The organism is Bradyrhizobium erythrophlei (assembly GCF_042430365.1).
GTDB classification, from domain to species: domain Bacteria; phylum Pseudomonadota; class Alphaproteobacteria; order Rhizobiales; family Xanthobacteraceae; genus Bradyrhizobium; species Bradyrhizobium erythrophlei.
Map to the genome: position 1 here is coordinate 1 of NZ_JBHMET010000060.1, position 19,559 is coordinate 19,559.

Annotated in this window: 26 protein-coding genes; 5 read left to right on the forward strand and 21 right to left on the reverse strand. The window is 65.7% G+C overall.

The window, feature by feature from the left end; translation table 11 throughout:
* Window positions 1-55: 55 nt before the first annotated feature.
* The 3 genes from ACFFWD_RS11155 to ACFFWD_RS11165 all read right to left on the reverse strand — a co-directional run bounded on the left by ACFFWD_RS11155 (window position 56) and on the right by ACFFWD_RS11165 (window position 2,576).
* Window positions 56-1,264 carry a serine hydrolase domain-containing protein gene (locus ACFFWD_RS11155; RefSeq protein ID WP_376964891.1) on the reverse strand — a complete coding sequence of 403 codons (1,209 nt, stop codon included), beginning with the start codon at window positions 1,262-1,264 and terminating at the stop codon, window positions 56-58.
* Between the two features lie 82 nt (window positions 1,265-1,346).
* The gene (locus tag ACFFWD_RS11160; protein ID WP_376964893.1) at window positions 1,347-1,721 is read right to left on the reverse strand and encodes a nuclear transport factor 2-like protein; all 375 of its coding nucleotides are present in this window, start codon (window positions 1,719-1,721) and stop codon (window positions 1,347-1,349) included.
* 204 nt (window positions 1,722-1,925) lie between these two features.
* Window positions 1,926-2,576 (reverse strand): glutathione S-transferase family protein, encoded by a 651-nt coding sequence (locus ACFFWD_RS11165; RefSeq protein ID WP_376964895.1) that lies wholly within the window; start codon window positions 2,574-2,576, stop codon window positions 1,926-1,928.
* A gap of 223 nt (window positions 2,577-2,799) precedes the next feature.
* On the opposite strand from ACFFWD_RS11165, the gene ACFFWD_RS11170 reads away from it, so the two are divergent.
* Complete coding sequence (locus tag ACFFWD_RS11170; protein ID WP_376964897.1) at window positions 2,800-3,585, forward strand: SDR family NAD(P)-dependent oxidoreductase; 786 nt, start codon at window positions 2,800-2,802, stop codon at window positions 3,583-3,585.
* A 101-nt stretch (window positions 3,586-3,686) separates the two neighbouring features.
* On the opposite strand, the gene ACFFWD_RS11175 is transcribed toward ACFFWD_RS11170, so the two are convergent.
* Window positions 3,687-4,253 carry a histidine phosphatase family protein gene (locus tag ACFFWD_RS11175; RefSeq protein WP_376964899.1) on the reverse strand — a complete coding sequence of 189 codons (567 nt, stop codon included), beginning with the start codon at window positions 4,251-4,253 and terminating at the stop codon, window positions 3,687-3,689.
* A 6-nt stretch (window positions 4,254-4,259) separates the two neighbouring features.
* Window positions 4,260-5,012 (reverse strand): adenosylcobinamide-GDP ribazoletransferase, encoded by a 753-nt coding sequence (gene cobS, locus ACFFWD_RS11180; protein ID WP_376964901.1) that lies wholly within the window; start codon window positions 5,010-5,012, stop codon window positions 4,260-4,262.
* 54 nt (window positions 5,013-5,066) lie between these two features.
* On the opposite strand from cobS, the gene cobT reads away from it, so the two are divergent.
* Entirely contained in the window at window positions 5,067-6,080 is a 1,014-nt protein-coding gene (cobT, locus tag ACFFWD_RS11185) for a nicotinate-nucleotide--dimethylbenzimidazole phosphoribosyltransferase (RefSeq protein WP_376964903.1), read from the forward strand.
* Between the two features lie 78 nt (window positions 6,081-6,158).
* On the forward strand, window positions 6,159-6,581 hold the full coding sequence (locus ACFFWD_RS11190) for a hypothetical protein (protein ID WP_376964940.1): 423 nt from the start codon (window positions 6,159-6,161) through the stop codon (window positions 6,579-6,581).
* A 171-nt stretch (window positions 6,582-6,752) separates the two neighbouring features.
* Here ACFFWD_RS11190 and ACFFWD_RS11195 read toward each other — a convergent pair whose 3' ends face one another.
* The 6 genes from ACFFWD_RS11195 to ACFFWD_RS11220 form a co-directional block, all read right to left on the reverse strand.
* The gene (locus ACFFWD_RS11195; RefSeq protein WP_376964905.1) at window positions 6,753-7,166 is read right to left on the reverse strand and encodes a VOC family protein; all 414 of its coding nucleotides are present in this window, start codon (window positions 7,164-7,166) and stop codon (window positions 6,753-6,755) included.
* Window positions 7,167-7,257: 91 nt separating this feature from the next.
* Window positions 7,258-7,794: an SRPBCC family protein gene (locus ACFFWD_RS11200; protein ID WP_376964907.1), complete on the reverse strand. Its 537-nt coding sequence runs from the start codon at window positions 7,792-7,794 to the stop codon at window positions 7,258-7,260.
* A 33-nt stretch (window positions 7,795-7,827) separates the two neighbouring features.
* Window positions 7,828-8,238, reverse strand: a complete 411-nt coding sequence (locus tag ACFFWD_RS11205) for a DoxX family protein (RefSeq protein ID WP_376964909.1) — start codon at window positions 8,236-8,238, stop codon at window positions 7,828-7,830.
* 288 nt (window positions 8,239-8,526) lie between these two features.
* Window positions 8,527-9,798, reverse strand: a complete 1,272-nt coding sequence (locus tag ACFFWD_RS11210) for an RNA polymerase sigma factor (protein ID WP_376964911.1) — start codon at window positions 9,796-9,798, stop codon at window positions 8,527-8,529.
* Entirely contained in the window at window positions 9,795-10,163 is a 369-nt protein-coding gene (locus ACFFWD_RS11215) for a YciI family protein (RefSeq protein WP_376964913.1), read from the reverse strand. Before ACFFWD_RS11215 ends, ACFFWD_RS11210 begins: the two co-directional genes overlap by 4 nt.
* A 298-nt stretch (window positions 10,164-10,461) precedes the next feature.
* Complete coding sequence (locus ACFFWD_RS11220) at window positions 10,462-10,767, reverse strand: hypothetical protein (protein WP_376964915.1); 306 nt, start codon at window positions 10,765-10,767, stop codon at window positions 10,462-10,464.
* Between the two features lie 89 nt (window positions 10,768-10,856).
* On the opposite strand from ACFFWD_RS11220, the gene ACFFWD_RS11225 reads away from it, so the two are divergent.
* The gene (locus tag ACFFWD_RS11225; RefSeq protein ID WP_376964917.1) at window positions 10,857-11,822 is read left to right on the forward strand and encodes a 2-hydroxyacid dehydrogenase; all 966 of its coding nucleotides are present in this window, start codon (window positions 10,857-10,859) and stop codon (window positions 11,820-11,822) included.
* Window positions 11,823-11,999: 177 nt separating this feature from the next.
* Here the strand turns inward: ACFFWD_RS11225 and ACFFWD_RS11230 are convergent, their stop codons facing one another.
* On the reverse strand, window positions 12,000-12,650 hold the full coding sequence (locus ACFFWD_RS11230) for a dihydrofolate reductase family protein (RefSeq protein WP_376964919.1): 651 nt from the start codon (window positions 12,648-12,650) through the stop codon (window positions 12,000-12,002).
* A 111-nt stretch (window positions 12,651-12,761) separates the two neighbouring features.
* Window positions 12,762-13,430, reverse strand: a complete 669-nt coding sequence (locus tag ACFFWD_RS11235) for a TetR/AcrR family transcriptional regulator (protein WP_376964920.1) — start codon at window positions 13,428-13,430, stop codon at window positions 12,762-12,764.
* A 97-nt stretch (window positions 13,431-13,527) separates the two neighbouring features.
* Between ACFFWD_RS11235 and ACFFWD_RS11240 the strand changes: the two genes are divergently transcribed.
* Complete coding sequence (locus tag ACFFWD_RS11240) at window positions 13,528-14,172, forward strand: glutathione binding-like protein (protein WP_376964922.1); 645 nt, start codon at window positions 13,528-13,530, stop codon at window positions 14,170-14,172.
* A gap of 144 nt (window positions 14,173-14,316) precedes the next feature.
* Here the strand turns inward: ACFFWD_RS11240 and ACFFWD_RS11245 are convergent, their stop codons facing one another.
* The 8 genes from ACFFWD_RS11245 to ruvC form a co-directional block, all read right to left on the reverse strand.
* Complete coding sequence (locus ACFFWD_RS11245; RefSeq protein ID WP_376964924.1) at window positions 14,317-14,784, reverse strand: nuclear transport factor 2 family protein; 468 nt, start codon at window positions 14,782-14,784, stop codon at window positions 14,317-14,319.
* An 82-nt stretch (window positions 14,785-14,866) separates the two neighbouring features.
* Window positions 14,867-15,316, reverse strand: a complete 450-nt coding sequence (gene ybgC, locus ACFFWD_RS11250) for a tol-pal system-associated acyl-CoA thioesterase (protein ID WP_376964926.1) — start codon at window positions 15,314-15,316, stop codon at window positions 14,867-14,869.
* A 3-nt stretch (window positions 15,317-15,319) separates the two neighbouring features.
* Window positions 15,320-15,694 (reverse strand): type II toxin-antitoxin system VapC family toxin, encoded by a 375-nt coding sequence (locus ACFFWD_RS11255; RefSeq protein ID WP_376964928.1) that lies wholly within the window; start codon window positions 15,692-15,694, stop codon window positions 15,320-15,322.
* On the reverse strand, window positions 15,691-15,882 hold the full coding sequence (locus ACFFWD_RS11260) for a type II toxin-antitoxin system VapB family antitoxin (protein ID WP_376964930.1): 192 nt from the start codon (window positions 15,880-15,882) through the stop codon (window positions 15,691-15,693). Before ACFFWD_RS11260 ends, ACFFWD_RS11255 begins: the two co-directional genes overlap by 4 nt.
* Before the next feature lie 79 nt (window positions 15,883-15,961).
* Complete coding sequence (locus tag ACFFWD_RS11265) at window positions 15,962-16,879, reverse strand: metallophosphoesterase (RefSeq protein WP_376964932.1); 918 nt, start codon at window positions 16,877-16,879, stop codon at window positions 15,962-15,964.
* 196 nt (window positions 16,880-17,075) lie between these two features.
* On the reverse strand, window positions 17,076-18,125 hold the full coding sequence (gene ruvB / locus ACFFWD_RS11270) for a Holliday junction branch migration DNA helicase RuvB (protein WP_376964934.1): 1,050 nt from the start codon (window positions 18,123-18,125) through the stop codon (window positions 17,076-17,078).
* On the reverse strand, window positions 18,122-18,739 hold the full coding sequence (gene ruvA, locus ACFFWD_RS11275; protein WP_376964936.1) for a Holliday junction branch migration protein RuvA: 618 nt from the start codon (window positions 18,737-18,739) through the stop codon (window positions 18,122-18,124). Before ruvA ends, ruvB begins: the two co-directional genes overlap by 4 nt.
* 139 nt (window positions 18,740-18,878) lie before the next feature.
* On the reverse strand, window positions 18,879-19,406 hold the full coding sequence (gene ruvC / locus ACFFWD_RS11280; protein ID WP_376964938.1) for a crossover junction endodeoxyribonuclease RuvC: 528 nt from the start codon (window positions 19,404-19,406) through the stop codon (window positions 18,879-18,881).
* Window positions 19,407-19,559 lie beyond the last annotated feature (153 nt).

A 19,559-nucleotide genomic window follows, 5' to 3' on the forward strand; every position in this document is an offset into this window, starting at 1 on the left:
ACCACCTGCCCAAACACACAGCAATGCTTCAATTTCTGGGTTTTTCAGCAGACTGCTAGTCGTCAATCGCCTGATAGGCCGACGTCCAGAAGTCGGTGAACACCGGCGGTGGCTGCGGCGCATCCAACAGGCGCTGGGTCAGCAGGATCCCGGTCATCTCCTCGCGCGGGTCGGAATGCCATGATGTGCCGTAGCCGCCGTCCCAGCCGTAGCGTCCCGGCACCTGGCAGAGATCATTGCGCCCGGTGCAAACCGAGAGCCCGAAGCCCCAGCTCAGCGCGCCGCCGAGCAATAGCTCGGAGCCCTGCCTGTGCGCGGGTGCGAGTTGGTCCGAGGTCATCAACTCCACCGACGGCCGCGACAGGATTCGCTCGGTGCCGAGCCGCCCGCCATTGAGCAGCATCTGGGCGAAGGCGTTGAAATCGTCCGCGGTCGACACGAGGCCGGCGCTGCCGTTCTCGAACACCGGCGGCGTCGCATAGTTGCCATCAACCGGATCGTCGAACACTTTCAGCGCGCCGGTCGCGTGATCGCGTCCGTAGCACGTCGCGAAACGTTCGCGCTTCAACGGCGGCACGTGAAACGCCGTGTCCTTCATGCCGAGCGGCGCGAAGATGCGCTCCTGCATGAAGCGCGCCAGCGACGTGCCAGCGACGCGCGCGATCAATACGCCAAGGATTTCGCTGCCGGTGTTGTAGAGCCAGCGCTCGCCGGGCTGATAGGCGAGCGGCAGCGTGCCGTAGCGGCGCATCAGCTCATCCGGCGGAAACGACGGAAACACCGGCCCGGGCGCGAAGCCTGCATCCGCCATCGCCATCTGAATCGGATAGCGCTGCGGAAAGACCGGGATCATGCCGAGCCCGAGGCGGAACGTGAGCAGGTCGCGCAAGGTGATCGCGCGCGCCGCCGGCACGGTGTCGCCGACATCGGATTCGATTGCGCGTAGCACTTTGCGGTCGGCGAGCTCCGGCAGCCAGCGATCGACGGGATCATTGAGCCTCAGCCGGCATTCCTCGACCAGGATCATCGCGGCGGCCGCGGTCACCGGCTTGGTCATCGATGAGATGCGGAAGATGGAATCGCGCTGCATCGGCGCGCCACCGGCCGCGATGCGGCCGACGGTCTCGACATGGATCTCGCCGCGGCGGCTGACCAGCGCGACAAGGCCCGGCACGCCGCCCTCGGCGACATGGCGCGCCAGCACCTCCTGCATCCGCCCGAGCCGCGCGCGCGACAGGCCACCACTCTCACATGCCGTCAGCATTGTCTGGTTCCTCGCAGAGGTTGAATCTCGTTCCTGGACGTCGACGATCGAGCCGCCGCGCGATCAACATCGTCATCTGTGCTTAGCGTTGCTGTTTGACGAGTGTCCCGTCCTGATGCGACGGGCCGAAATAGACGTCGATCCGCCTCACCTTGTCGTGATCGTCGAAGACGAAGAACTCGGCGTTGCGAAAGCTCTTGCCGTCCTTGGCGACGCAGCGATAGGTGACGAAGGCGTCTCGCCCGTCGATCATGATCCGCTCGATCTCATGGCGGCCGATCCAGTCGCTGTCGCGCCAGCACTCGGTGAAATAGGTCGGCTTGTCGATGCCTTCGCCATAGGGCGTGTTGAAGCGAAATGCCTCGGAAAACGCCTGCTCGACGGTTCTACGGTCGTTGGCGAGATAGGCGGCGAAGATTGAACGGATAATCTCCGCCCGGTTGTCGGCTGCAGCCATGTCCACTCCACATGCGTGTCCGGGGCGATCAGGAGGAACAATCCCCAGAGATCGCGGCCTTCAGGTGGAAGACGAACGGAACCGCCCGAAGGCGACAGTCGCGCCGGATTTTTTTTCGCGCGCAATCGGGGCCGGAACGGACCTTTGGTCCGCTTCGGCCCCCTTTAAGGTGTCTCTGCGCGTTTGCTTGTCAGCTATCCTCAACTATCCCCGGGGTAGCATGCCGAAATAGGGCTCGGCCTCCTTGAGGACGCGCGCGAACGAAGGCCGCGCTTTCAGCCGCTCCAGATAGGCGGCGAGATGCGGATGTCCGTCGCCGAACGGCTCATTGATGTTGCCATAGAACAGGGCCGGCGCCGCCGCGCAGTCGGCCAGCGTGAAGCGCTCGCCCATCATCCAGCCGCCATGCGCCAGCTGCTGCTCGATCATGGCATAGGAGGTGCGCAGCCGCGCCCGCGCTTCCGCCACACCATGCGGATCCTTCCGGTCGGCGGGGCGAAGCCGGTCGAAGACGATCCTCTGCATCGGCAGATGGACATAGAGATCGAGGACGCGGTCGCGCAGCCGGGTCTCAAGGGCAAGGCCGGGATCCTCGGGGATCAACCTGGTCGCGCCGGGATAATGCCGGTCGAGATATTCGATGATGATGCTCGATTCCGGCACCGTCTCTCCCCGTGCATCGTCGCCGAGCACCGGAAAGCGGCCGATCGGCCACAGCTTGACCAGCGCCGCGCGCTGGTTGGGATCGCCGAGATCGACAAGGTTCGGCGTGAATGGTGTGCCGTTCTCGTAGAGGGCGACCAGCGCCTTCCAGCAGAATGACGAGAGCGGGTGGTAGTGCAGTGTTAGCGACATCGGATCTCCTTCAGGACTTGTCGATATCAGGAGGACGCTTGAAGGGACGCCAGCCCGACATTTGCGGTACGAATTTTTTCGACGACGAAACGGATCGCCGGTGCGCGACAGGATCAGAGCGGCGGCTACGGAAATGGTGTAGTGCGGTTGACATGGCGACACAAAGGTCGCAGACGCTTCATTCAATTCGCAAGCGTCAATCGGCAAGCCAACGGACCACGCCATGCCCTCCTCTCCCTACAAAGTCGCACTCGTGACCGGCGCCGCGCGCGGCATCGGGCTGGCGGCGGCAAAACGTTTTCTCGCCGACGGCTGGCGCGTCGCGCTGCTCGACATCGAGGGCGAGTTGCAGCAGCGCGCGGTCGAAGCGCTGAAGAATCCCGACAACACGCTGGCGCTGACCTGTGACGTTTCCGACGCTGCCGGCGTGGCCGCGGCGATGGCTGCGATCATCAGCCGCTTCGGCCGCCTCGATGCGCTGGTCAACAATGCGGGAGTGGCGGTGTTCGCGCCGGTGCTGGAGACCTCGGATACCGACTGGAACCGGATCATGGCGGTCAACCTCACCGGCCCCTTCCTGTGCACCAAGGCGGCGGCGCCCCTGATGCGCGAGCATGGCGGCGCGATCGTCAACATCACCTCGATCTCGGCGGTGCGCGCCTCGACACTGCGTTCCGCCTACGGCACCAGCAAGGCGGGACTGGCGCATCTCACCAAGCAGCTTGCCGTCGAGCTCGCCTCGCTCGGCATCCGCGTCAACGGCGTCGCGCCGGGACCGGTCGAGACCGCGATGGCCAAAGCGGTGCACACGCCGGAGATCCGCGCCGACTATCACGATGCGATCCCGCTGAACCGCTACGGGCTCGAAGAGGAGCTGGCGGAAGCGATCTTCTTTTTGTGCTCGGATCGCGCCAGCTACATCACCGGCCAGATCCTCGCCGTCGACGGCGGCTTCGACGCCGCCGGCATCGGCCTGCCGACCCTGCGCGGCCAGCGGCGGAACGGGTGATATTGGATAGAGCTGCGCCCCCCTGACCCCGTTATCCTGAGGTGCGCGCTCTTGCGGTGCGCTTGCACCTCAGAATGACGGGGTTAGTAGCGGCGGAGTGGCTAGCGCCCGTTCACCCCAACCACCCGCCATCCGTTTGACAGCCGATCGATCCGCGTCAGCGACAGCGGATCGATGACGAAGCGCAGCGCATTCTCGGGCGCGAGGTCGAGGGCGATGGCAAGAATGGCGCGGATGGTGCCGGAATGCACGACCAACACGGCGTCGCCCGCCGGCAGCCGCGCAAGCCCTTCGCTCGCCCGCGCGACCTGATCGACAAAACTTTCGCCGCCGGGCGGCCGGTTGCGCGCCGGCATCAGCCAGAAGTCGTGATAGGCCGCGCCGAGTTCGGCCTCGAGCTCGCTATGGCGGCGTCCGGTCCACGCGCCAAAGTCCTGCTCGCGAAAGCCGGCATCCTCGATTGCGTCGAGACCAAGTCTTGCGGCGGTCTCGCGCGTGCGCCGCGCTGGACTACAAATGGAAAGGGCATTGACTGGCAGCCGTGCCTTCAGCGCCGCAAAGGTCGCATTGTCGCGGAGATCGGCCGGCGCGTCGGGTGCGTGGATCACGCCGCGCGGTCCGTCGACCGGCGCGTGACGGATCAACCAGAGCCGTGTTTCATTACCCATCGCCGCTTAACCCAGCCGCGCCGCGAGCAAGACCAGGATCGCGGTTTCCGCGACCTGCTCGGCACCGCCGAGCACGTCGCCGGTCTGGCCACCGATCTGCCGCTTTGCCAACAGCGCCACGACGAAGGCGCTGGCTCCGGCCGCGATCGCGGCGAGCAGCGCATTGATGAACGACAGTGACACCAACGCGATCGCCAACGCGATGACGACCGCAATCGCCGCCGTCGAACTGTCCGGCTTGCCGGCGTTGGCCGCGAGCCCATCCTTGCGCGCGTAAGGCAGGCTGATCGACATCCACGGCAGCACGCCGCGGCCGAGCGCATGCGCGACAATGAGACTCTGCACGACGCTGCCATCCGGGATCGCTGCAAGCGCCGACAATTTGGCGGCAAAGGAGACCAAAAGGATCAGCGCGCCATAGGTGCCGAGCCGGCTGTCGCGCATGATCTCGAGTTTCGCCGCGGCGGCGCGGCCGCCGCCAAAGCCGTCGGCGATATCGGCGAGGCCGTCTTCATGCAGCGCGCCGGTCAGCACTACGCCGCCGCCGAGCGCGAGCGCCGCGGCGGCGAGATCAGGCACGCCGATCGCGCGCAGCAGCAGACAAAGCAGCCCGACCGCGGCGCCAATGAACGCTCCGACCAGCGGAAACATCCGGTGCGCGCGCACGAAATTCTCGGGGCGCGCGCCTTCCGGATGCGGCATCGGCAGGCGGGTCAGGAAGGCTGTGGCGGCCCTGATATCGTCGAGCCATTGATTCATGGTAGCGGCCTGCAAATTGAACTAGCGTGCCGACCCGCTCGACGAGGGAATCGCATGCAGTTCGACACTCTAGACGACATCCGCGCCTTCTGTCGCGACCTCCCTGGAGGTGACGAGGCGAGCGCCGATGCGGCTGCACGACGGCAGCAGAACCTGACCAAGCCGCCTGGAAGCCTCGGCCGGCTCGAAGAGCTCGCGATCTGGCTGGCGCGCTGGCAACGGCGTGACATGCCACGGCTCGACCGTGTCACCATCGCCGTGTTTGCCGGCAATCACGGCATCGCCGCGCGCGGCGTCTCCGCCTATCCGTCCGAGGTGACCGCGCAGATGGTCGCCAACTTCGCCGCAGGCGGCGCGGCCATCAACCAGATCGCAAAGCTCGCCGGCGCCGAGCTGCGCGTGGAGCCGATCGCGCTCGACCGGCCGACACGCGATTTCACGGTGGCGCCGGCGATGGACCCGGACGAGTTCCTCGCCGCCCTCAACACCGGCTGCCGGACCGTGCCGGACGGGTCCGATCTGCTCGTCGTCGGCGAGATGGGGATTGCCAACACGACGACCGCGGCGATGCTGTGCGCCGCCTTGATGGGTGGACATGGCGCGCGCTGGGCCGGGCGCGGCACCGGCGTGGACGATGCCGGGCTTGTGCGCAAGCGCAGCGCGATCGACGCCGCGTTGAAATTCCATCGCGGTATCCTCGACGATCCCCTGGCTGTCGCTACGTCGCTCGGCGGGCGCGAGCTTGCGGCGATCGCTGGCGCGGTGCTGACCGCGCGCGCGAGGCGCATCCCGGTGCTGCTCGATGGCTTCGTTGCGACATCGGCGGTGCTGCCGCTGGCGCGGCTTGCGCCCGATATCCTCGATCACTGCCGCGCCGGTCACGTTTCGGCCGAGCTCGGCCATCGCGAATTGCTGCGCGAGCTCGGCCTAGCGCCACTGCTCGATCTCGACATGCGGCTCGGCGAAGCCTCCGGCGCCGCCGTCGCCATCCTGCTGCTGCGCGCCGCGCTGGCCTGTCACGGCGGCATGGCGACCTTTGCCGAGGCCGGCGTCTCCGGCGCGGACTGACAAACTCTTGCCGTATCCTCGGCCGTAACTATCCAGCACGACCTCAACCGCGAGGGGACGCTGATGCGCATGACGGCGATGAGAATGCTCCTGGCGGTGGCTGCGCTCGGCGCAGTGATCGCTCCCGCCCGCGCCGAGGTGCGCATTATCGCGAGCCCCGGCGGGCAGGTCGGCCCATTCATCGAGCTGTTCGATAAGGTGCGCCAATCCGGCGAGCGCGTCGTGATCGACGGTCCCTGCCTGTCGGCTTGCACGCTGGTGCTCTCGATGGTGCCGAACGACCGCATCTGCGTGACCCGGCGCGCCGTGCTCGGTTTTCATGCCGCGCGGTCGATCGACGGGCGCGGCCGCCTGTATGCGGAACCGGAAGCGTCTCAAGAGGTGCTGGCGGCCTATCCGGCGCCGGTACGCGGCTGGATCATCAGCCGCGGCGGATTGACCTCGCGGCTGCTCCTGCTGCGCGGCCGCGAGCTCGCCGCGATTTATCCGCGGTGCCGGTAGAGCGCTCTCTCCGTTCCGTCATCCCCGCGCAACGGCTTCGCCGTTGTCGCTGGAGGCGCTCGCGGAGCGAGCCTCGAAGGGTGAACGGCCCGGCTGGTGGCCGTCGATCCTTCGAGGGCCGCTGAAGAAGCGGCCACCTCAGGATGACGGTCCAACCGGGTCGCCCGCGCCTCACATCCCTTCCATCGGGCAGTTCACCATCCAGGGGATGCCGAACTGGTCGACGCACATACCGAAGCCGTTGGAGAAGAAGGTCTTGCCGAACGGCATGGTGACGCTGCCGCCGTCGGCCAGCGCCTTGAATCGACGCTCGGCGTCGGCGGGATCCTCGACCTGCAGCGCGACCGAAAAGCCTTGCGGTTTCTGGAACTGACCGGGAGGGGCGTCGCACGCCATGATGATCTCGCCGTCGATGGTGACCTTGCCGTGCATGATCTTGTCTTTCCATTCCGGCGGCATCTTCATCTCCGGCGGCCCTTCACCGAAGGGGAACATCGCCTCGATCTTGGCGCCGAGCACCTTCTGATAGAACTTCAGCGCAGCTTCGCAATTGCCGTTGAAATTGAGATAGGGATTGACCTGCATCGCATGCTCCTTGGGTACCTGACGGACGATTCTTGTTTTGACGCGTTTTCTTCACGCGAACCGGTGTCCACTTCGCTCGAAAACGCTCCAGCTAGCTCTCAGTGAGTTTCTTCAGATTGGCGAGACCGACCTCGAAATCCTTGCCGATCATGTGGTCCAGGTTGATGAACACTTGCATCACTTTCGACATGAAGACGGCCGGACCATACATCGTCCATGTGACGTTGGTCGCATCACCCTGCGGCAGCATTGTGAACTCGGCGGTGTTGTGGCCCTCGAACGGCTTGAAGAAATCGAGCTTGATGACGATTTTCGATGGCCCCGACGCTTCCAAAATCTCCATCCGGCCGGCGCCGACATTCTTGTCCCCGTCCCAGGCATAGACCGCGCCCTTGCCGCTGTCCGCGCCGCTATAGGTGCGCTGCATCGCGGGATCCTTGTTCTCGTAGGGCGACCAGCTGGTCCAGCGGTGGAAGTCGTTGATCAGCGGAAAGATCCGGTCCGCCGGCGCCTTGATGCTGGCCGAACGCGTGACCCGCAATGTATCAGGCTTGGTGGCTGCGAGGATAAGGACGACCGCAATCGCAATCGCGAGGATGACAGCGATGATGGCAATGATCTCGAGCATGATGGTCTCCGTGACGATTTGTTCGGGAAAGGCTTAGCGGCGAAACGGGATCAGCGAGCGCAGGCTGCCGTCGCGCAGATAGAGCCCGCCCCACAGCATCAGGCCAAGATAAAGCCCGAACAACGTGTGCGTGAACAGTGGGCTGCCGATCCTAACATGCGAGGCGATCGCGCCGCCGAGATAGCCGGTGAGTAGGATCGCACCCAGGATCGAGGTCGGCGGCACCGAATAGAGCAGCGTGCAGACGATGGTGATGAGGCCGAGGCTGCGCGCGAGCGTATCGCTCGAGCCGTAGCCCATCTTGTCCATCGTTTCGTTAACGATCGGCCACGGCACCAGCTTGATCGCGCCGTCGAACAGGAGGAAGACGATGACAAGGCCGCTGAGAGTGCGACCAAGATAGCGTGCAGGCTTTGAGACGTCGGTCTCGACAATCGTCGACATGGCTGGCTCCGTAGGGTGTGTGATGCTCTGCCACTATGACGAACGGCCGGCCACGGGCCCGACAACCAGAGCGAGATTTTTTGAGGGCTGGACAGTAGCAGCGACGGGACTTCGCTCCCTCTCCCGCTTGCGGGGGAGGATCAGGGTGGGGGTCTCACCGCGAATCATATTGTGGTGAGAGCCCCACCCGCCGCGCTGCGCGCGGCGACCTAAGAGCGAGCTGCGCTCGTCTCGACCTCGCAAGCGGGAGAGGTACAGCAAGCCTGCCACGGCATTGTTGCTGAGAGACTACTTCGCCTTCGCGTTGCGCGGCTGGCTGTCGCGCATCAGGCGGTCGATATGCATGCGGATGTGGGCCGCTTCCGCGGTGGTGTTGGCGAGCGCGATGGCGCGGTCGAAGGCGACGTGGGCCTCGTCGTTGCGGCCGAGCTGCATCAGGAAGGCGCCGCGCACGCCGAAGTAATGGAAGTAGTTGGAAAGCCGCGGCGCCAGCGGTTCGATCATCGCAAGCGCGGCTTCGGCTCCCCGCACCTTGGAGACCGCGACCGCGCGGTTGAGCGTCACCACCGGCGACGGCTGCATGATCTCGAGCGCGCCATAGAGCAGGTCGATCTGCGTCCAGTCGGTCTCCTCCGGCTTCTCGGCCCGGGCATGCAATGCTGCGATCGCCGCCTGCACCTGGTAGGGCCCGCTCCTGCGATGACGCATCGCCTTGTCGATCAGCGCGAGGCCCTCGGCGATCAGCGGCTTGTTCCACAGGCTGCGGTCCTGGTCGTCGAGCAGGATCACCTGGCCGTCGGCGTCGAAGCGTGCGGCGGCGCGGGCGTGCTGCAGCAACAGCAGTGCCGTCAGCGCCATGATCTCCGCCTCGCTCTGGAACAGGCGGAGCAGCAGGCGGGCGAGACGGATCGCCTCCTCGCACAGCGGCGCGCGCAGTTCGGCGGTGTCGCCGCTCGACGAATAGCCCTCGTTGAAGATCAAATAGATCATCGCGGCGACGGAGGTCAGTCGCTCGCTGCGCTCGACCGCGCCCGGCGTCTCGAACGGCACCTTGGCGTCGGCAACCCGTGCCTTCGCCCGCGTGATGCGCTGCTCCATCGCAGCCTCGGAGACCAGGAAGGCGCGCGCGATCTGCTTCACGGTGAGGCCGGAGACGATGCGGAGCGCGAGCGCGATCTGCTGCGTCGCCGGCAGGTCCTTGTGGCAGCAGATGAACAATAGCCGCAGGATGTCGTCACGATAGTGCGAGCCGTCGAGCCGTTCGGCGATCTCGTCCTCGGCGTCGTCGAGATCGGAGATCGCCTGGTCGTCCTCCGGCAGCGGCTCCTGCTTCTTGGTGCGGCGGACCTCGTCGATCGCGACGTTGCGGCCGACCATGATCAGCCACGCCGCGGGATCGCGCGGCGGGCCGTTCTGCGGCCAGCTCTTCAGCGCCCGCAGGCAGGCGTTCTGGAACGCCTCCTCGGCAGTATCGAGATTGCGGAAGTAACGCAGCAGCGCACCGACCGCCTGGGGACGCGCCGAGGTCAGCGCGGTATCGATCCAGGCGGTATCGGTCACGTCGTGATCCTCCCCGGGTTCAACACGCCGACGGGGCGGATCTCATAGGAGCCGCCGGGATTGGCGTCGCCGAGGTCGCGCGCGACGTCGAGCGCCTCGTCGAGATTCTTGCAATCGACGATGTAGAAGCCGAGCAACTGTTCCTTGGTCTCGGCAAACGGGCCGTCCAGCACCAGCGGCGGATCGTCCTTGCGCAGCGTGGTCGCCGCCGTAGTCGGCAACAGCCGCGCCACCGGGCCGAGCCGGCCCTGTTTTGCCAGTCTGTCCTGCACGACGGTCAGCTTCTGCATGACCGCGGCGTCCTGTTCCTTGCTCCAGGAACCGACGAAGTCTTCGTCGTGATAACAAAGGATGGCGTACAGCATCGAAAAGGCATCTCCATTCATCTCAAGGACGAACGATTATGCCCGGTGCCGACAGCGGAGCGAAAGAAATTTCGCCGCCGTTTTTGACGCCTATGGCCCGACGATCCCGGTCGGCGGACGGACATGCCGACAGGTGCGGATAGCGACCGTGCTGCAGGCGCTGCCGATCACAAGGATCACGATCAGGCGCTTGAACGTCTTCACAAGACGGCCGCGGCCGCCCGAGCGCCGACGTCGCGGTGGTTGGTCCGGTTCGTGTACGCGAACCACATCACCGCGGCAATCGGCGCCTGGCGCATCACCAGTAGATGCCGTAGCGGGCGGCGATGCGGCGCGCCTTGGCCTCGTCGCTTTCGTAGCGGCGGACATGGGTCTTCTTGACCGGCTTCGGCGTGTCGGCCGGCGCGGCCTGAGGCTGGACTTGCGTCTGGGCTTGGCACGGCGCCGGAGCGGGTTGCACCTGGGCGGCCTGGGGCGGCGCGGCGGGGGCCGCCGCCTGCGTCGACGGAACCTGGTCGTTGGCGGCGAGAACGTGGCGGCGGCTGCCAGCCTGAGCTGTGGCGGAGGCGAGCACGAAAGTGGAAATCAGGAGCAGTTTGCGCATGGAAGTTCTCCCCTGTTGATGGCAGGAGACTAGGTGTGCGGCTCGGCCCGCTCCGTGACATACATCACGCTGAAATCTGGAGGTCTTGGATGGGCAAGGGCGCGCTCGCGTTGCTGGTGCATGGCGGCACCGAGAACTGGTCGCCGCAGCGCTGGAAGGCGCGATTCGGCGAGGTCTGCGGCGACCGGCCCGTGGTGCTGCTTCCGGATCCCGCACTCGACCCGGCCGAGGTGCACTATGCCGCGGTCTGGAAGCCGAAACCCGGCGAGCTCGCCGCATTCAAAAATCTCCGCGTCATCTTCAATCTCGGCGCCGGCGTCGACGCGCTGATGGCCGACCGCTCGCTGCCTGATGTGCCGCTGGTGCGGGTCGCGGTCGACGACCTCACCGACCGCATGACGGAATATGTCGTGCTGCACGTGCTGATGCATCACCGCCAGGAGCCTTACCTGCGCGAGTCGCAACGCGTGAGGCGCTGGGCGCCGAAATATCAATGGGCGGCGAGCGCGCTCACGGTCGGCATCATGGGGCTCGGCACACTCGGCGCGGCGTCCGCGCACGCGCTTGGCGCGCTCGGCTTCCGCGTCGTCGGCTGGAGCCGCAGCGAGAAGCAGGTCGTCGGCATCAGGTGCTTCCACGGCTCCGACGGCTTCGACGCGTTCCTGCGCGAGACCAACATCCTGGTCTGCCTGCTGCCGCTGACCCCGGAGACGCGGCACATCCTCAACCGCGGGGTGTTCACGAAGCTGAACCGCACCTCCCCGCTTGGCGCCCCGGTCGTGATCAATGCCGGCCGCGGCGGGCTGCAGAACGAGGCCGACATCCTGCGCGCGCTCGACGACGGTACGCTGGGTGCCGCTTCGCTCGACGTCTACGAGACCGAGCCGCTGCCCGGGGATAGCCCGTTCTGGAGCCATCCGAAGGTGGTGCTGACGCCACACAACGCGGCCGACACCGACGCCGACGAGATCTCGAAATACGTCGCGCGCCAGATCGCCCGCTTCGAGGCCGGCGAGGCGCTGGAGAATGTGGTGGATCGGACGCGGGGGTACTAACAGCCGCGTCGCCCCGGCGAAGGCCGGGGCCCATAACCACAGGACATGGTTGTTAAGCAGAGCGTCTCCCTGCATGCCCAAAGAGAAGCCGCGGGGTATGGGTCCCGGCCTTCGCCGGGACGACGCAGCAAACGTGGGCCCGTCCGTCAGCACGGGCGAGCCCGCATCGTGCGCGACCTATCGCGGCCGCCGCACGACGGTGACGTGGGTCGCGTTCGGACCGGCAACGCTCTCGGTGCAGGCATAGCCAAGCGCCGGCAGGTCGAGCCCGGAGAACAGGTTCTCGCCTGCGCCGACCAGGACCGGGGAAACCGCGAGCCGCAGTTCGTCGAGCAGGCCCGCCTGCAGATATTGCCTGACGACGGAGACCCCGCCGCCGATGCGAACGTCCTTAGCCCCGGCAACCGCGATCGCCCGCTCCAGCGCCGCATGGATGCCGTCGGTCACGAAATGAAACACGGTGCCGCCCTCCATCTCGATGGACGGACGCGGATTGTGCGTCAGCACGAACACCGGCACATGGTACGGCGGATTGGGTCCCCACCAGCCCTTCCAGGCATGGTCCGGCCACGGGCCGCGGATCGGGCCGAACATGTTTCGTCCCATGATCCAGGCGCCGAGATTTTCCATCGACGCTCGGGCGAAGCGGTCGTCGATGTCGCTCGTCCCGCCCTCGCGGCCGGTCATTTCATGAAACATCCGCGTCTTGAGCATCCATTTGGTCAGCCCTTCGGCGCCAACACCAAATGGATGCTCCAGGTCCTGATTGGGACCCGCGCCAAATCCGTCGAGCGAGACCGAGAACGCGGAAGCCCTTACCTTTCCCATTTGTCACTCTTCCCTTTTCTGCTGAACCAAACAGGGGACGAATGGGGGACGCGGCGCGCCGACATTTCGGTTGAAAAAAATATGACGCCCCCTGCCGCCCGGCAGGGGCGTTTATGCCAATGGCGCCGCCGACGCACACATCACGTCGATGGCGCCCTTCACGATCGCTTCCAGCTCCTTGCGCGGAACCTGGGCGCGGGCGCGGATCGCGATGGTGTGGATGGTCGCGGATGCGAGATGCGCGAGCGTGGTCGGGTCGGCGCTGTCGGCCAATTCGCCGCGTTCCTTGGCAAGCCGGAAGCAGGTGGCGAAGGCCTTGTCGAGCTCGGTAAAGCCTTCCAGCACCATGGCGCGGATCGCGGGATCCGACACCGCCTCGGAGGCCGCCGTCATCACGGTGAAGCAGCCGCGTGGCGATTCCCCTTCGGTATAGATGTCGAGGGCGATCGCGTAGATGCGCGCCAAGCGCTGCCTGAGCGGCGCCTCGCTGCGGAAGATGTCGACCATCGCGGCGCGCGCGTCGTCGCGATAGCGCTGGTAGCTCTTGATGTAGAGCTCGCGCTTGTCGCCGAACGCGCCATAGAGGCTCGGCCGGTTCATGCCGGTGGCGGCGCTGAGATCGTCGAGCGAGGTCGCGGCAAAGCCGTCGCGCCGGAACAGCTCGAGCGCCTTGCCGAGCGCAACATCGGGCTGATAGGCGCGCGGCCGCCCGCGCCGCTTCGGGGCGACCGGCGCCTCGATTTTGGCAGCAGATGGCGGCCTCTTACTTTTTTGTACCATTTCGCATTAAATTCCTTGACGCTTCTTATATTATACGGGACAGTACAAAAATCAACAAAGGCCGGATGTCCCGCGCCAGACCGCCAAGGAGGCACCTATGGATCTCTATTTCTCGCCGCTCGCCTGTTCGATGGCGACCCGCGTCGCGCTGTATGAAGCGGGGCAGCCGGCGAACTATCTCGAGGTCGATCCCAAGACCAAGCAGGTGCGGAACGACGGCTCCGACTTCAACGCGGTCAACCCGCTCGGGCTGGTGCCGACGCTGCGCACCGATGACGGCGTGGTGCTGACCGAGAACGCGGCGATCCTGCAATATGTCGCGGATCAATTCCCGCGGGCCGGCATCGGCACGACGTCGAATGTGGAACGGTCACGGCTGCATCAGTGGCTCTGCTTCATCGGCACCGAGCTGCACAAGGGCCTGTTCCTGCCGCTGCTCGACAAGAAGGCGCCGCCGGAAGCGAAGGCCTATGCATTAGAGAAGTACGTCTCGCGCCTCGACTATCTCGAAAATCACCTGAAGGGCCGCGAGTACCTGCTCGACCATTTCAGCGTCGCCGACGCCTACCTCGTCACCGTCATCAACTGGACCATGGCGACGCCGCCGATCGAGCTGGCAAAATGGCCGGCGCTGAAGGCCTATTACGAGCGTCTGCGCGCCCGTCCATCGGTCGCCAAGGCGGTCGCGGAAGAGTTCGAGCTCTACAAGGCCGAGCTCGCACGCCACAAGGCGGCGGCGTAAGCGTCGTCTCGCCATAAGTCGTCCCGGCGAAGGCCGGGACGACTGCCCGTAGCCCGGATGGAGCGAAGCGCAATCCGGGGACGACCTCACCGCAGGAGAGACTGCCCCGGATTTCGCTTCGCTCCATCCGGGCTACGGGGCCAATCAGAACGGACTATCCCCCAACCCCGGCACGTCGGCCGGGCGCGGGCCTGGCGCCGGCCGGTGGAAGCGGCGGTCCTTTTCGGCGATCGCGATGTCGTTGATGGACGCCTCACGGCGGCGCATCAGGCCGTGCTCGTCGAACTCCCATTGCTCGTTGCCGTAGGAGCGAAACCAGTTGCCGCTGGCATCGTGCCATTCGTACTGGAAGCGCACCGCGATGCGGTTGCCGTCGAACGCCCAGAGATCCTTGATCAGGCGGTAGTCGTGCTCCTTCTCCCATTTGCGAGTCAGGAAGGCGACGATCGCCTCGCGGCCCTGAAACACCTCAGAGCGGTTGCGCCAGCGGCTGTCCTCGGTATAGGCGAGCGCGACGCGCGCCGGATCACGGGAATTCCAGGCATCCTCCGCCATGCGCGCTTTCTGCGCGGCGGTCTCGCGGGTGAACGGTGGAAGCGGCGGGCGCGACATGATGGACCCCTGCGGTTGATGTCGCGCGCAATCTATCGCCGCAGCGGCGGAAGTCGATGGCCCAACTCCTATCGGCCGATAGCTAGATCAGATCGGCCTTCATTAATTGCCGGATTGTCTTCGGAATCGGCTGCGCGCGGCCGCCGCTGATGAAGGCGACGCGCACCTCGGCCTTCACAAGCACGTCATCGCCGCGCCTGACCTCCTGCGCCAGCGTGATCGAGGCGCCCTTCACCGCGATCGGCCAGGTCACGACGTCGAGGATGTCGTCCATCCGTGCGGGCTTGAGGAAGTCGAGCTGCATCGAGCGCACGACGAAAGCGAAGCCGCCAGTCTCCTCCTGCGCCTCCTCGAACAGCGCGTTCTGCTCGGCCCCCATCAGGCGCAAATGATTGGTGCGCCCGCGCTCCATGAAGCGCAGATAGTTGGCGTGATAGACGATGCCGGAAAAATCGGTGTCCTCGTAATAGACGCGGACCTTCATGTGGTGGCGGCCGTCGCGGATCTCGCCGTCGATATGGGGTAAGGTCACTAGCTACTCCGGAATCCTGGCGGCGAGGGATAGTGCTTGGGCGGCCGCCAGCGCGCGCTTGTCACGTGTCCAGAGCAATGTCTCGGGTGTTAGCGCAGTCGCCGCGAGAAGATGAGCATCGACGTAACCGATACCCGATCCGGGTAACTTTCGATCCGAGATGAATTTCAGGACTTCGTCGGTTGTTGCGACGATCGCCTTCGGAAGGGTATTCAGGTCATCTATCATTTCAGCGATCCTCGGCACGTGTCCGAGCACCAATTCACCAATCACGAAAGGATGCATGACAACGTCGCCTTGATCTAGAATTCCGGCCAGTCGCGGATCGCCACGGCGGAAATGATCAATCCAGATCGACGTATCGGCAAGCACCCTCATTTCGGGCGCCGGCGCGGAGGTGCCTTGGCGTCCGGCTGCGTGCCGCCCATGCGCGCGAGGCGGCGGGCGGCTTCGCGTTCAACGAACGCCTTCAATGCCTCGCGTATGACGGCAGACTTCTCCGTGACACCGGCGAACTCCTGCGCCTTGGCAAATAATTCGTCGTCAATTGCAACCGTGGTTCTCATAGCGGCCATCCCTTCGACATCAAATATAACATCAGTTGATGTGAAATTCGATGCCTTCAGGAGGCACTTAAACCGAGTCTTAAGCCGCTGCCTGCGCCTTCGCCCCGAGCGTTACCTGGACGATTTCCGGCGGCACGCCGAGGCGGAACGGCATGATGCTGCAGCCGAGCCCGCCGGAGACGACGACGTCGGTTTTCAGCTTCAGATGTCCATAGGCGAGCTTGACGCCATGCTTCGGCGGCACCGCGGGCGACCAGCCGAGCACGCGGACCTGGCCGCCATGGGTGTGGCCGGAGAGTTGTAATGCAACGCGCGACGGCACACGCAACGCGATGTCAGGCTCATGCGCGAGCAGGATCACCGGTGCGTCGTCGGTGACCCTGGCGAGCGTCGCGCCGAGATCGTCGACGCCGACCCGCGTGACCTGCCGATAGTGCCGCGCCGGCATATAGGCGAGCTGGTCGCCGAGACCGGCAAGCCAGAACGGGCGGCCATCCTTGGTCAGGCGCACCGCGTCGTTCTCGTAGACGGGAATGCCCGCGCGCTCGAGCGCACGGCGCGCGACCGGCATCCCCTGCCCCTGGCGCTGCACCGTCTTGTCTTCCCAGTAATCGTGATTGCCGAGGATCGCATGCACGCCGAACGGCGCCTTCAGACCGGCCAGCACGGCGGCCCAATCCGACGCCGGGATGAAGCGCGTGACGTGGCGATGGCCTGCGACATAGTCGCCGAGCATCACGATGATGTCGGCGTTCAGCGCATTGGTGCGTTCGACGATCCGTTCGATGTGATCGAGCGACATCCAGGGATCGCAGGCGTGGATATCGGCGAGGGCTGCGATCTTCAGGGGGAAATCCGCCGGCCATTGCCGCGGCGACAGGTCGTAGCGCGTGAGGCGGAGCCCGAACACCGGCTCGCCAAAGCCGTACGCGGCCGTGGAGGCGCTGGCGGCGGTCAATCCGCCGACGGAACGCAGAAACTGACGACGTGAAATCATGGACGCCAAGATCGGTGATGCCTGGCCAAGCTAGCCGCGCGATTAAAGCGGAATTGGGCCGCGTTTGTGCAAAAGGTCTGCAGGTGCGCCGCAATGCTTACCGGCTGACGCGATGCGCTGCATCAGCACGCATCTTCAATTCTTCGGGAGCACGGTCGCGTCCAATATCGGCAGACGGCAAGACGCCGTCGCGCGTTCAGTCCTCGTCGCCATTGCCGCCGAACAGGCCGAACTGCGCGGGGTCGCGGTTGGGCTCGGCAATGCCGAGATGGCGGAAGGCGTGCGAGGTCAGAAGTCGCCCGCGCGGGGTGCGCTGCAGATAGCCGCACTGGATCAGATAGGGCTCGATGATGTCCTCGATCGCGTCACGCGGCTCCGACAGCGCCGCCGCCATGGTCTCGACGCCGACCGGGCCGCCGCCATAGTTCATGGCAATCGTCGTGAGATAGCGGCGGTCCATCGCATCGAGGCCGGCGCTGTCGACCTCGAGCGCGCTGAGCGCGCGGTCGGCGATGGCGCGGTCGACGGAAGCGGCATCGGCCGCGGAGGCAAAATCGCGCACGCGGCGCAGCAGGCGGCCAGCGATGCGCGGCGTGCCGCGGGCACGGCGCGCAATCTCGTTGGCGCCGTCGGGCGTCATGCCGATATTGAGCACGCGGGCACCGCGGGTGACGATCTTTTCCAGCTCCTCCACGGTGTAGAAATTCAGCCGGATCGGAATGCCGAAGCGGTCGCGCAGCGGATTGGTGAGCAGCCCTGCGCGCGTCGTCGCGCCAACCAAGGTGAACTTGGCGAGATCGATCTTCACCGAGCGCGCCGCCGGCCCCTCGCCGATGATGAGATCGAGCTGGAAATCCTCCATCGCCGGATAGAGCACCTCCTCGACCGCCGGGCTGAGACGATGGATCTCGTCGATGAACAGCACGTCGCGCTCTTCGAGATTGGTCAGCAGCGCCGCGAGATCGCCGGCCTTGGCGATCACCGGTCCCGAGGTCGCGCGAAAGCCGACGCCGAGCTCGCGCGCGACGATCTGCGCCAGCGTGGTCTTGCCGAGGCCGGGCGGACCGACGAACAGCACGTGATCCAGCGCCTCGCCGCGCTTCTTCGCCGCCTCGATGAAGATCGAGAGGTTCTTGCGCGCCTGCGCCTGGCCGACGAATTCGGTCAGCGACTGCGGCCGCAGCGCGGTGTCGCCGACATCGTCGGAGCGACGCTCAGGCGTGACCATGCGGGAGGGCGTGTTCACTTCGACAATTCCTTGAGGCCCAGCCGGATCAATTGCGCGGTCTCCGCAGCTTCACCCGCACTCCGCGACGCCGCCGCGATGGCCGCCGCCGCCTGCGGCTGGCCGTAACCGAGATTGACCAGCGCGGAGATCGCGTCCGTTACCGGGCGCGGCGCGCGGTTGTTGTCGATTGCGCCGGAGAGCTGCACCACCGCGGGGTCGACATTGGCAAAGCCCGGCGCCTTGTCCTTCAATTCGCTGACGATGCGCTCGGCGACCTTGGGCCCGACGCCCGGCGTGCGGGCGACCGCGGCCTTGTCACGCAGCGCGATGGCGTTGGCGAGGTCCGTCGGCGGCAGCGTGCCGAGCACCGCGAGCGCGACCTTGGCGCCGACGCCCTGCACGGTCTGCAGCAAGCGAAACCATTCGCGCTCGTGATCTGAGCGAAAGCCGAACAGCTTGATCTGGTCCTCGCGGACATAGGTCTCGATCGACAGCACCGCGGCCCCGCCCGGCGACGGCAGCGCTTGCAAGGTGCGGCCGGCACAATGCACCTGGTAGCCGACGCCGCCGACGTCGAGGATCACGTAATCCTCGCCATAGGAATCGATCAGGCCCTTGAGCTTGCCGATCATACCGGCCACTCCAGCGCGTCAGATACATCTCTCTCGTCATGGCCGGGCTTGTCCCGGCCATCCACGTCTGCGACGCCGACAGGAAAAGACCTGGATGCCCGGCACAAGGCCAGGCATGACGGCGGTTGGTATTGGCCGATCATAGGCTCGCCACCTTGAGCCGCAGCGCCGCGCTCTGGCGGTGATGCGCATGCGTGATCGCGACAGCGAGCGCGTCGGCCGCGTCGGCCGACGGCGGCTCCGCTTTCGGCAACAGGATCTTCAGCATCACCTGGATCTGGCTTTTCTCAGCGTGTCCCGCGCCGACCACGGTCTTCTTGACCTGGTTCGGCGCGTATTCGGCGATCGATATGCCGAACATTGCGGGCGCCAGCATGGCGACGCCGCGCGCCTGCCCGAGCTTCAGGGTGGCGACGCCGTCCTTGTTGACGAAGGTCTGCTCGACCGCGGCCTCCATCGGCTTGTAATCAGCGAGTACCGCTGCGAGCCCCTCATGGATCGCGAGCAGGCGGTTCGCCAGCGGCAGGTTATCCGGCGGCTCGACCGAACCGCAGCCGATATAGACCAGCCGGTTGCCCTCTGTCTCGATCACGCCCCAGCCGGTGCGGCGGAGGCCCGGATCGATACCGATGATGCGGACGGGGGAACGAATCGGCTGGGATGTCATGGGTTAGTGATACCGTCTGCGGATCGAGAACGAAACACAAACGGACGGGTCATCCCCTGCCCCGGCTGGTGATGCCCCCGCTTGTCATCCCCGCCTAGGTGGTGTGGACTCTAAGGATTCCCTTTTAGGAGCAAATCAGATTCAAGGCTGCTT

Coding starts and splice junctions, on each gene's coding strand:
- ACFFWD_RS11155 (WP_376964891.1), bottom strand. CDS start 1,264: ATGCTGACGGCATGTGAGAGTGGTGGCCTGTCGCGCGCGCGGCTCGGG.
- ACFFWD_RS11160 (WP_376964893.1), bottom strand. CDS start 1,721: ATGGCTGCAGCCGACAACCGGGCGGAGATTATCCGTTCAATCTTCGCC.
- ACFFWD_RS11165 (WP_376964895.1), bottom strand. CDS start 2,576: ATGTCGCTAACACTGCACTACCACCCGCTCTCGTCATTCTGCTGGAAG.
- ACFFWD_RS11170 (WP_376964897.1), top strand. CDS start 2,800: ATGCCCTCCTCTCCCTACAAAGTCGCACTCGTGACCGGCGCCGCGCGC.
- ACFFWD_RS11175 (WP_376964899.1), bottom strand. CDS start 4,253: ATGGGTAATGAAACACGGCTCTGGTTGATCCGTCACGCGCCGGTCGAC.
- cobS (WP_376964901.1), bottom strand. CDS start 5,012: ATGAATCAATGGCTCGACGATATCAGGGCCGCCACAGCCTTCCTGACC.
- cobT (WP_376964903.1), top strand. CDS start 5,067: ATGCAGTTCGACACTCTAGACGACATCCGCGCCTTCTGTCGCGACCTC.
- ACFFWD_RS11190 (WP_376964940.1), top strand. CDS start 6,159: ATGAGAATGCTCCTGGCGGTGGCTGCGCTCGGCGCAGTGATCGCTCCC.
- ACFFWD_RS11195 (WP_376964905.1), bottom strand. CDS start 7,166: ATGCAGGTCAATCCCTATCTCAATTTCAACGGCAATTGCGAAGCTGCG.
- ACFFWD_RS11200 (WP_376964907.1), bottom strand. CDS start 7,794: ATGCTCGAGATCATTGCCATCATCGCTGTCATCCTCGCGATTGCGATT.
- ACFFWD_RS11205 (WP_376964909.1), bottom strand. CDS start 8,238: ATGTCGACGATTGTCGAGACCGACGTCTCAAAGCCTGCACGCTATCTT.
- ACFFWD_RS11215 (WP_376964913.1), bottom strand. CDS start 10,163: ATGCTGTACGCCATCCTTTGTTATCACGACGAAGACTTCGTCGGTTCC.
- ACFFWD_RS11220 (WP_376964915.1), bottom strand. CDS start 10,767: ATGCGCAAACTGCTCCTGATTTCCACTTTCGTGCTCGCCTCCGCCACA.
- ACFFWD_RS11225 (WP_376964917.1), top strand. CDS start 10,857: ATGGGCAAGGGCGCGCTCGCGTTGCTGGTGCATGGCGGCACCGAGAAC.
- ACFFWD_RS11230 (WP_376964919.1), bottom strand. CDS start 12,650: ATGGGAAAGGTAAGGGCTTCCGCGTTCTCGGTCTCGCTCGACGGATTT.
- ACFFWD_RS11235 (WP_376964920.1), bottom strand. CDS start 13,430: ATGGTACAAAAAAGTAAGAGGCCGCCATCTGCTGCCAAAATCGAGGCG.
- ACFFWD_RS11240 (WP_376964922.1), top strand. CDS start 13,528: ATGGATCTCTATTTCTCGCCGCTCGCCTGTTCGATGGCGACCCGCGTC.
- ACFFWD_RS11245 (WP_376964924.1), bottom strand. CDS start 14,784: ATGTCGCGCCCGCCGCTTCCACCGTTCACCCGCGAGACCGCCGCGCAG.
- ACFFWD_RS11255 (WP_376964928.1), bottom strand. CDS start 15,694: ATGAGGGTGCTTGCCGATACGTCGATCTGGATTGATCATTTCCGCCGT.
- ACFFWD_RS11260 (WP_376964930.1), bottom strand. CDS start 15,882: ATGAGAACCACGGTTGCAATTGACGACGAATTATTTGCCAAGGCGCAG.
- ACFFWD_RS11265 (WP_376964932.1), bottom strand. CDS start 16,879: ATGATTTCACGTCGTCAGTTTCTGCGTTCCGTCGGCGGATTGACCGCC.
- ruvA (WP_376964936.1), bottom strand. CDS start 18,739: ATGATCGGCAAGCTCAAGGGCCTGATCGATTCCTATGGCGAGGATTAC.
- ruvC (WP_376964938.1), bottom strand. CDS start 19,406: ATGACATCCCAGCCGATTCGTTCCCCCGTCCGCATCATCGGTATCGAT.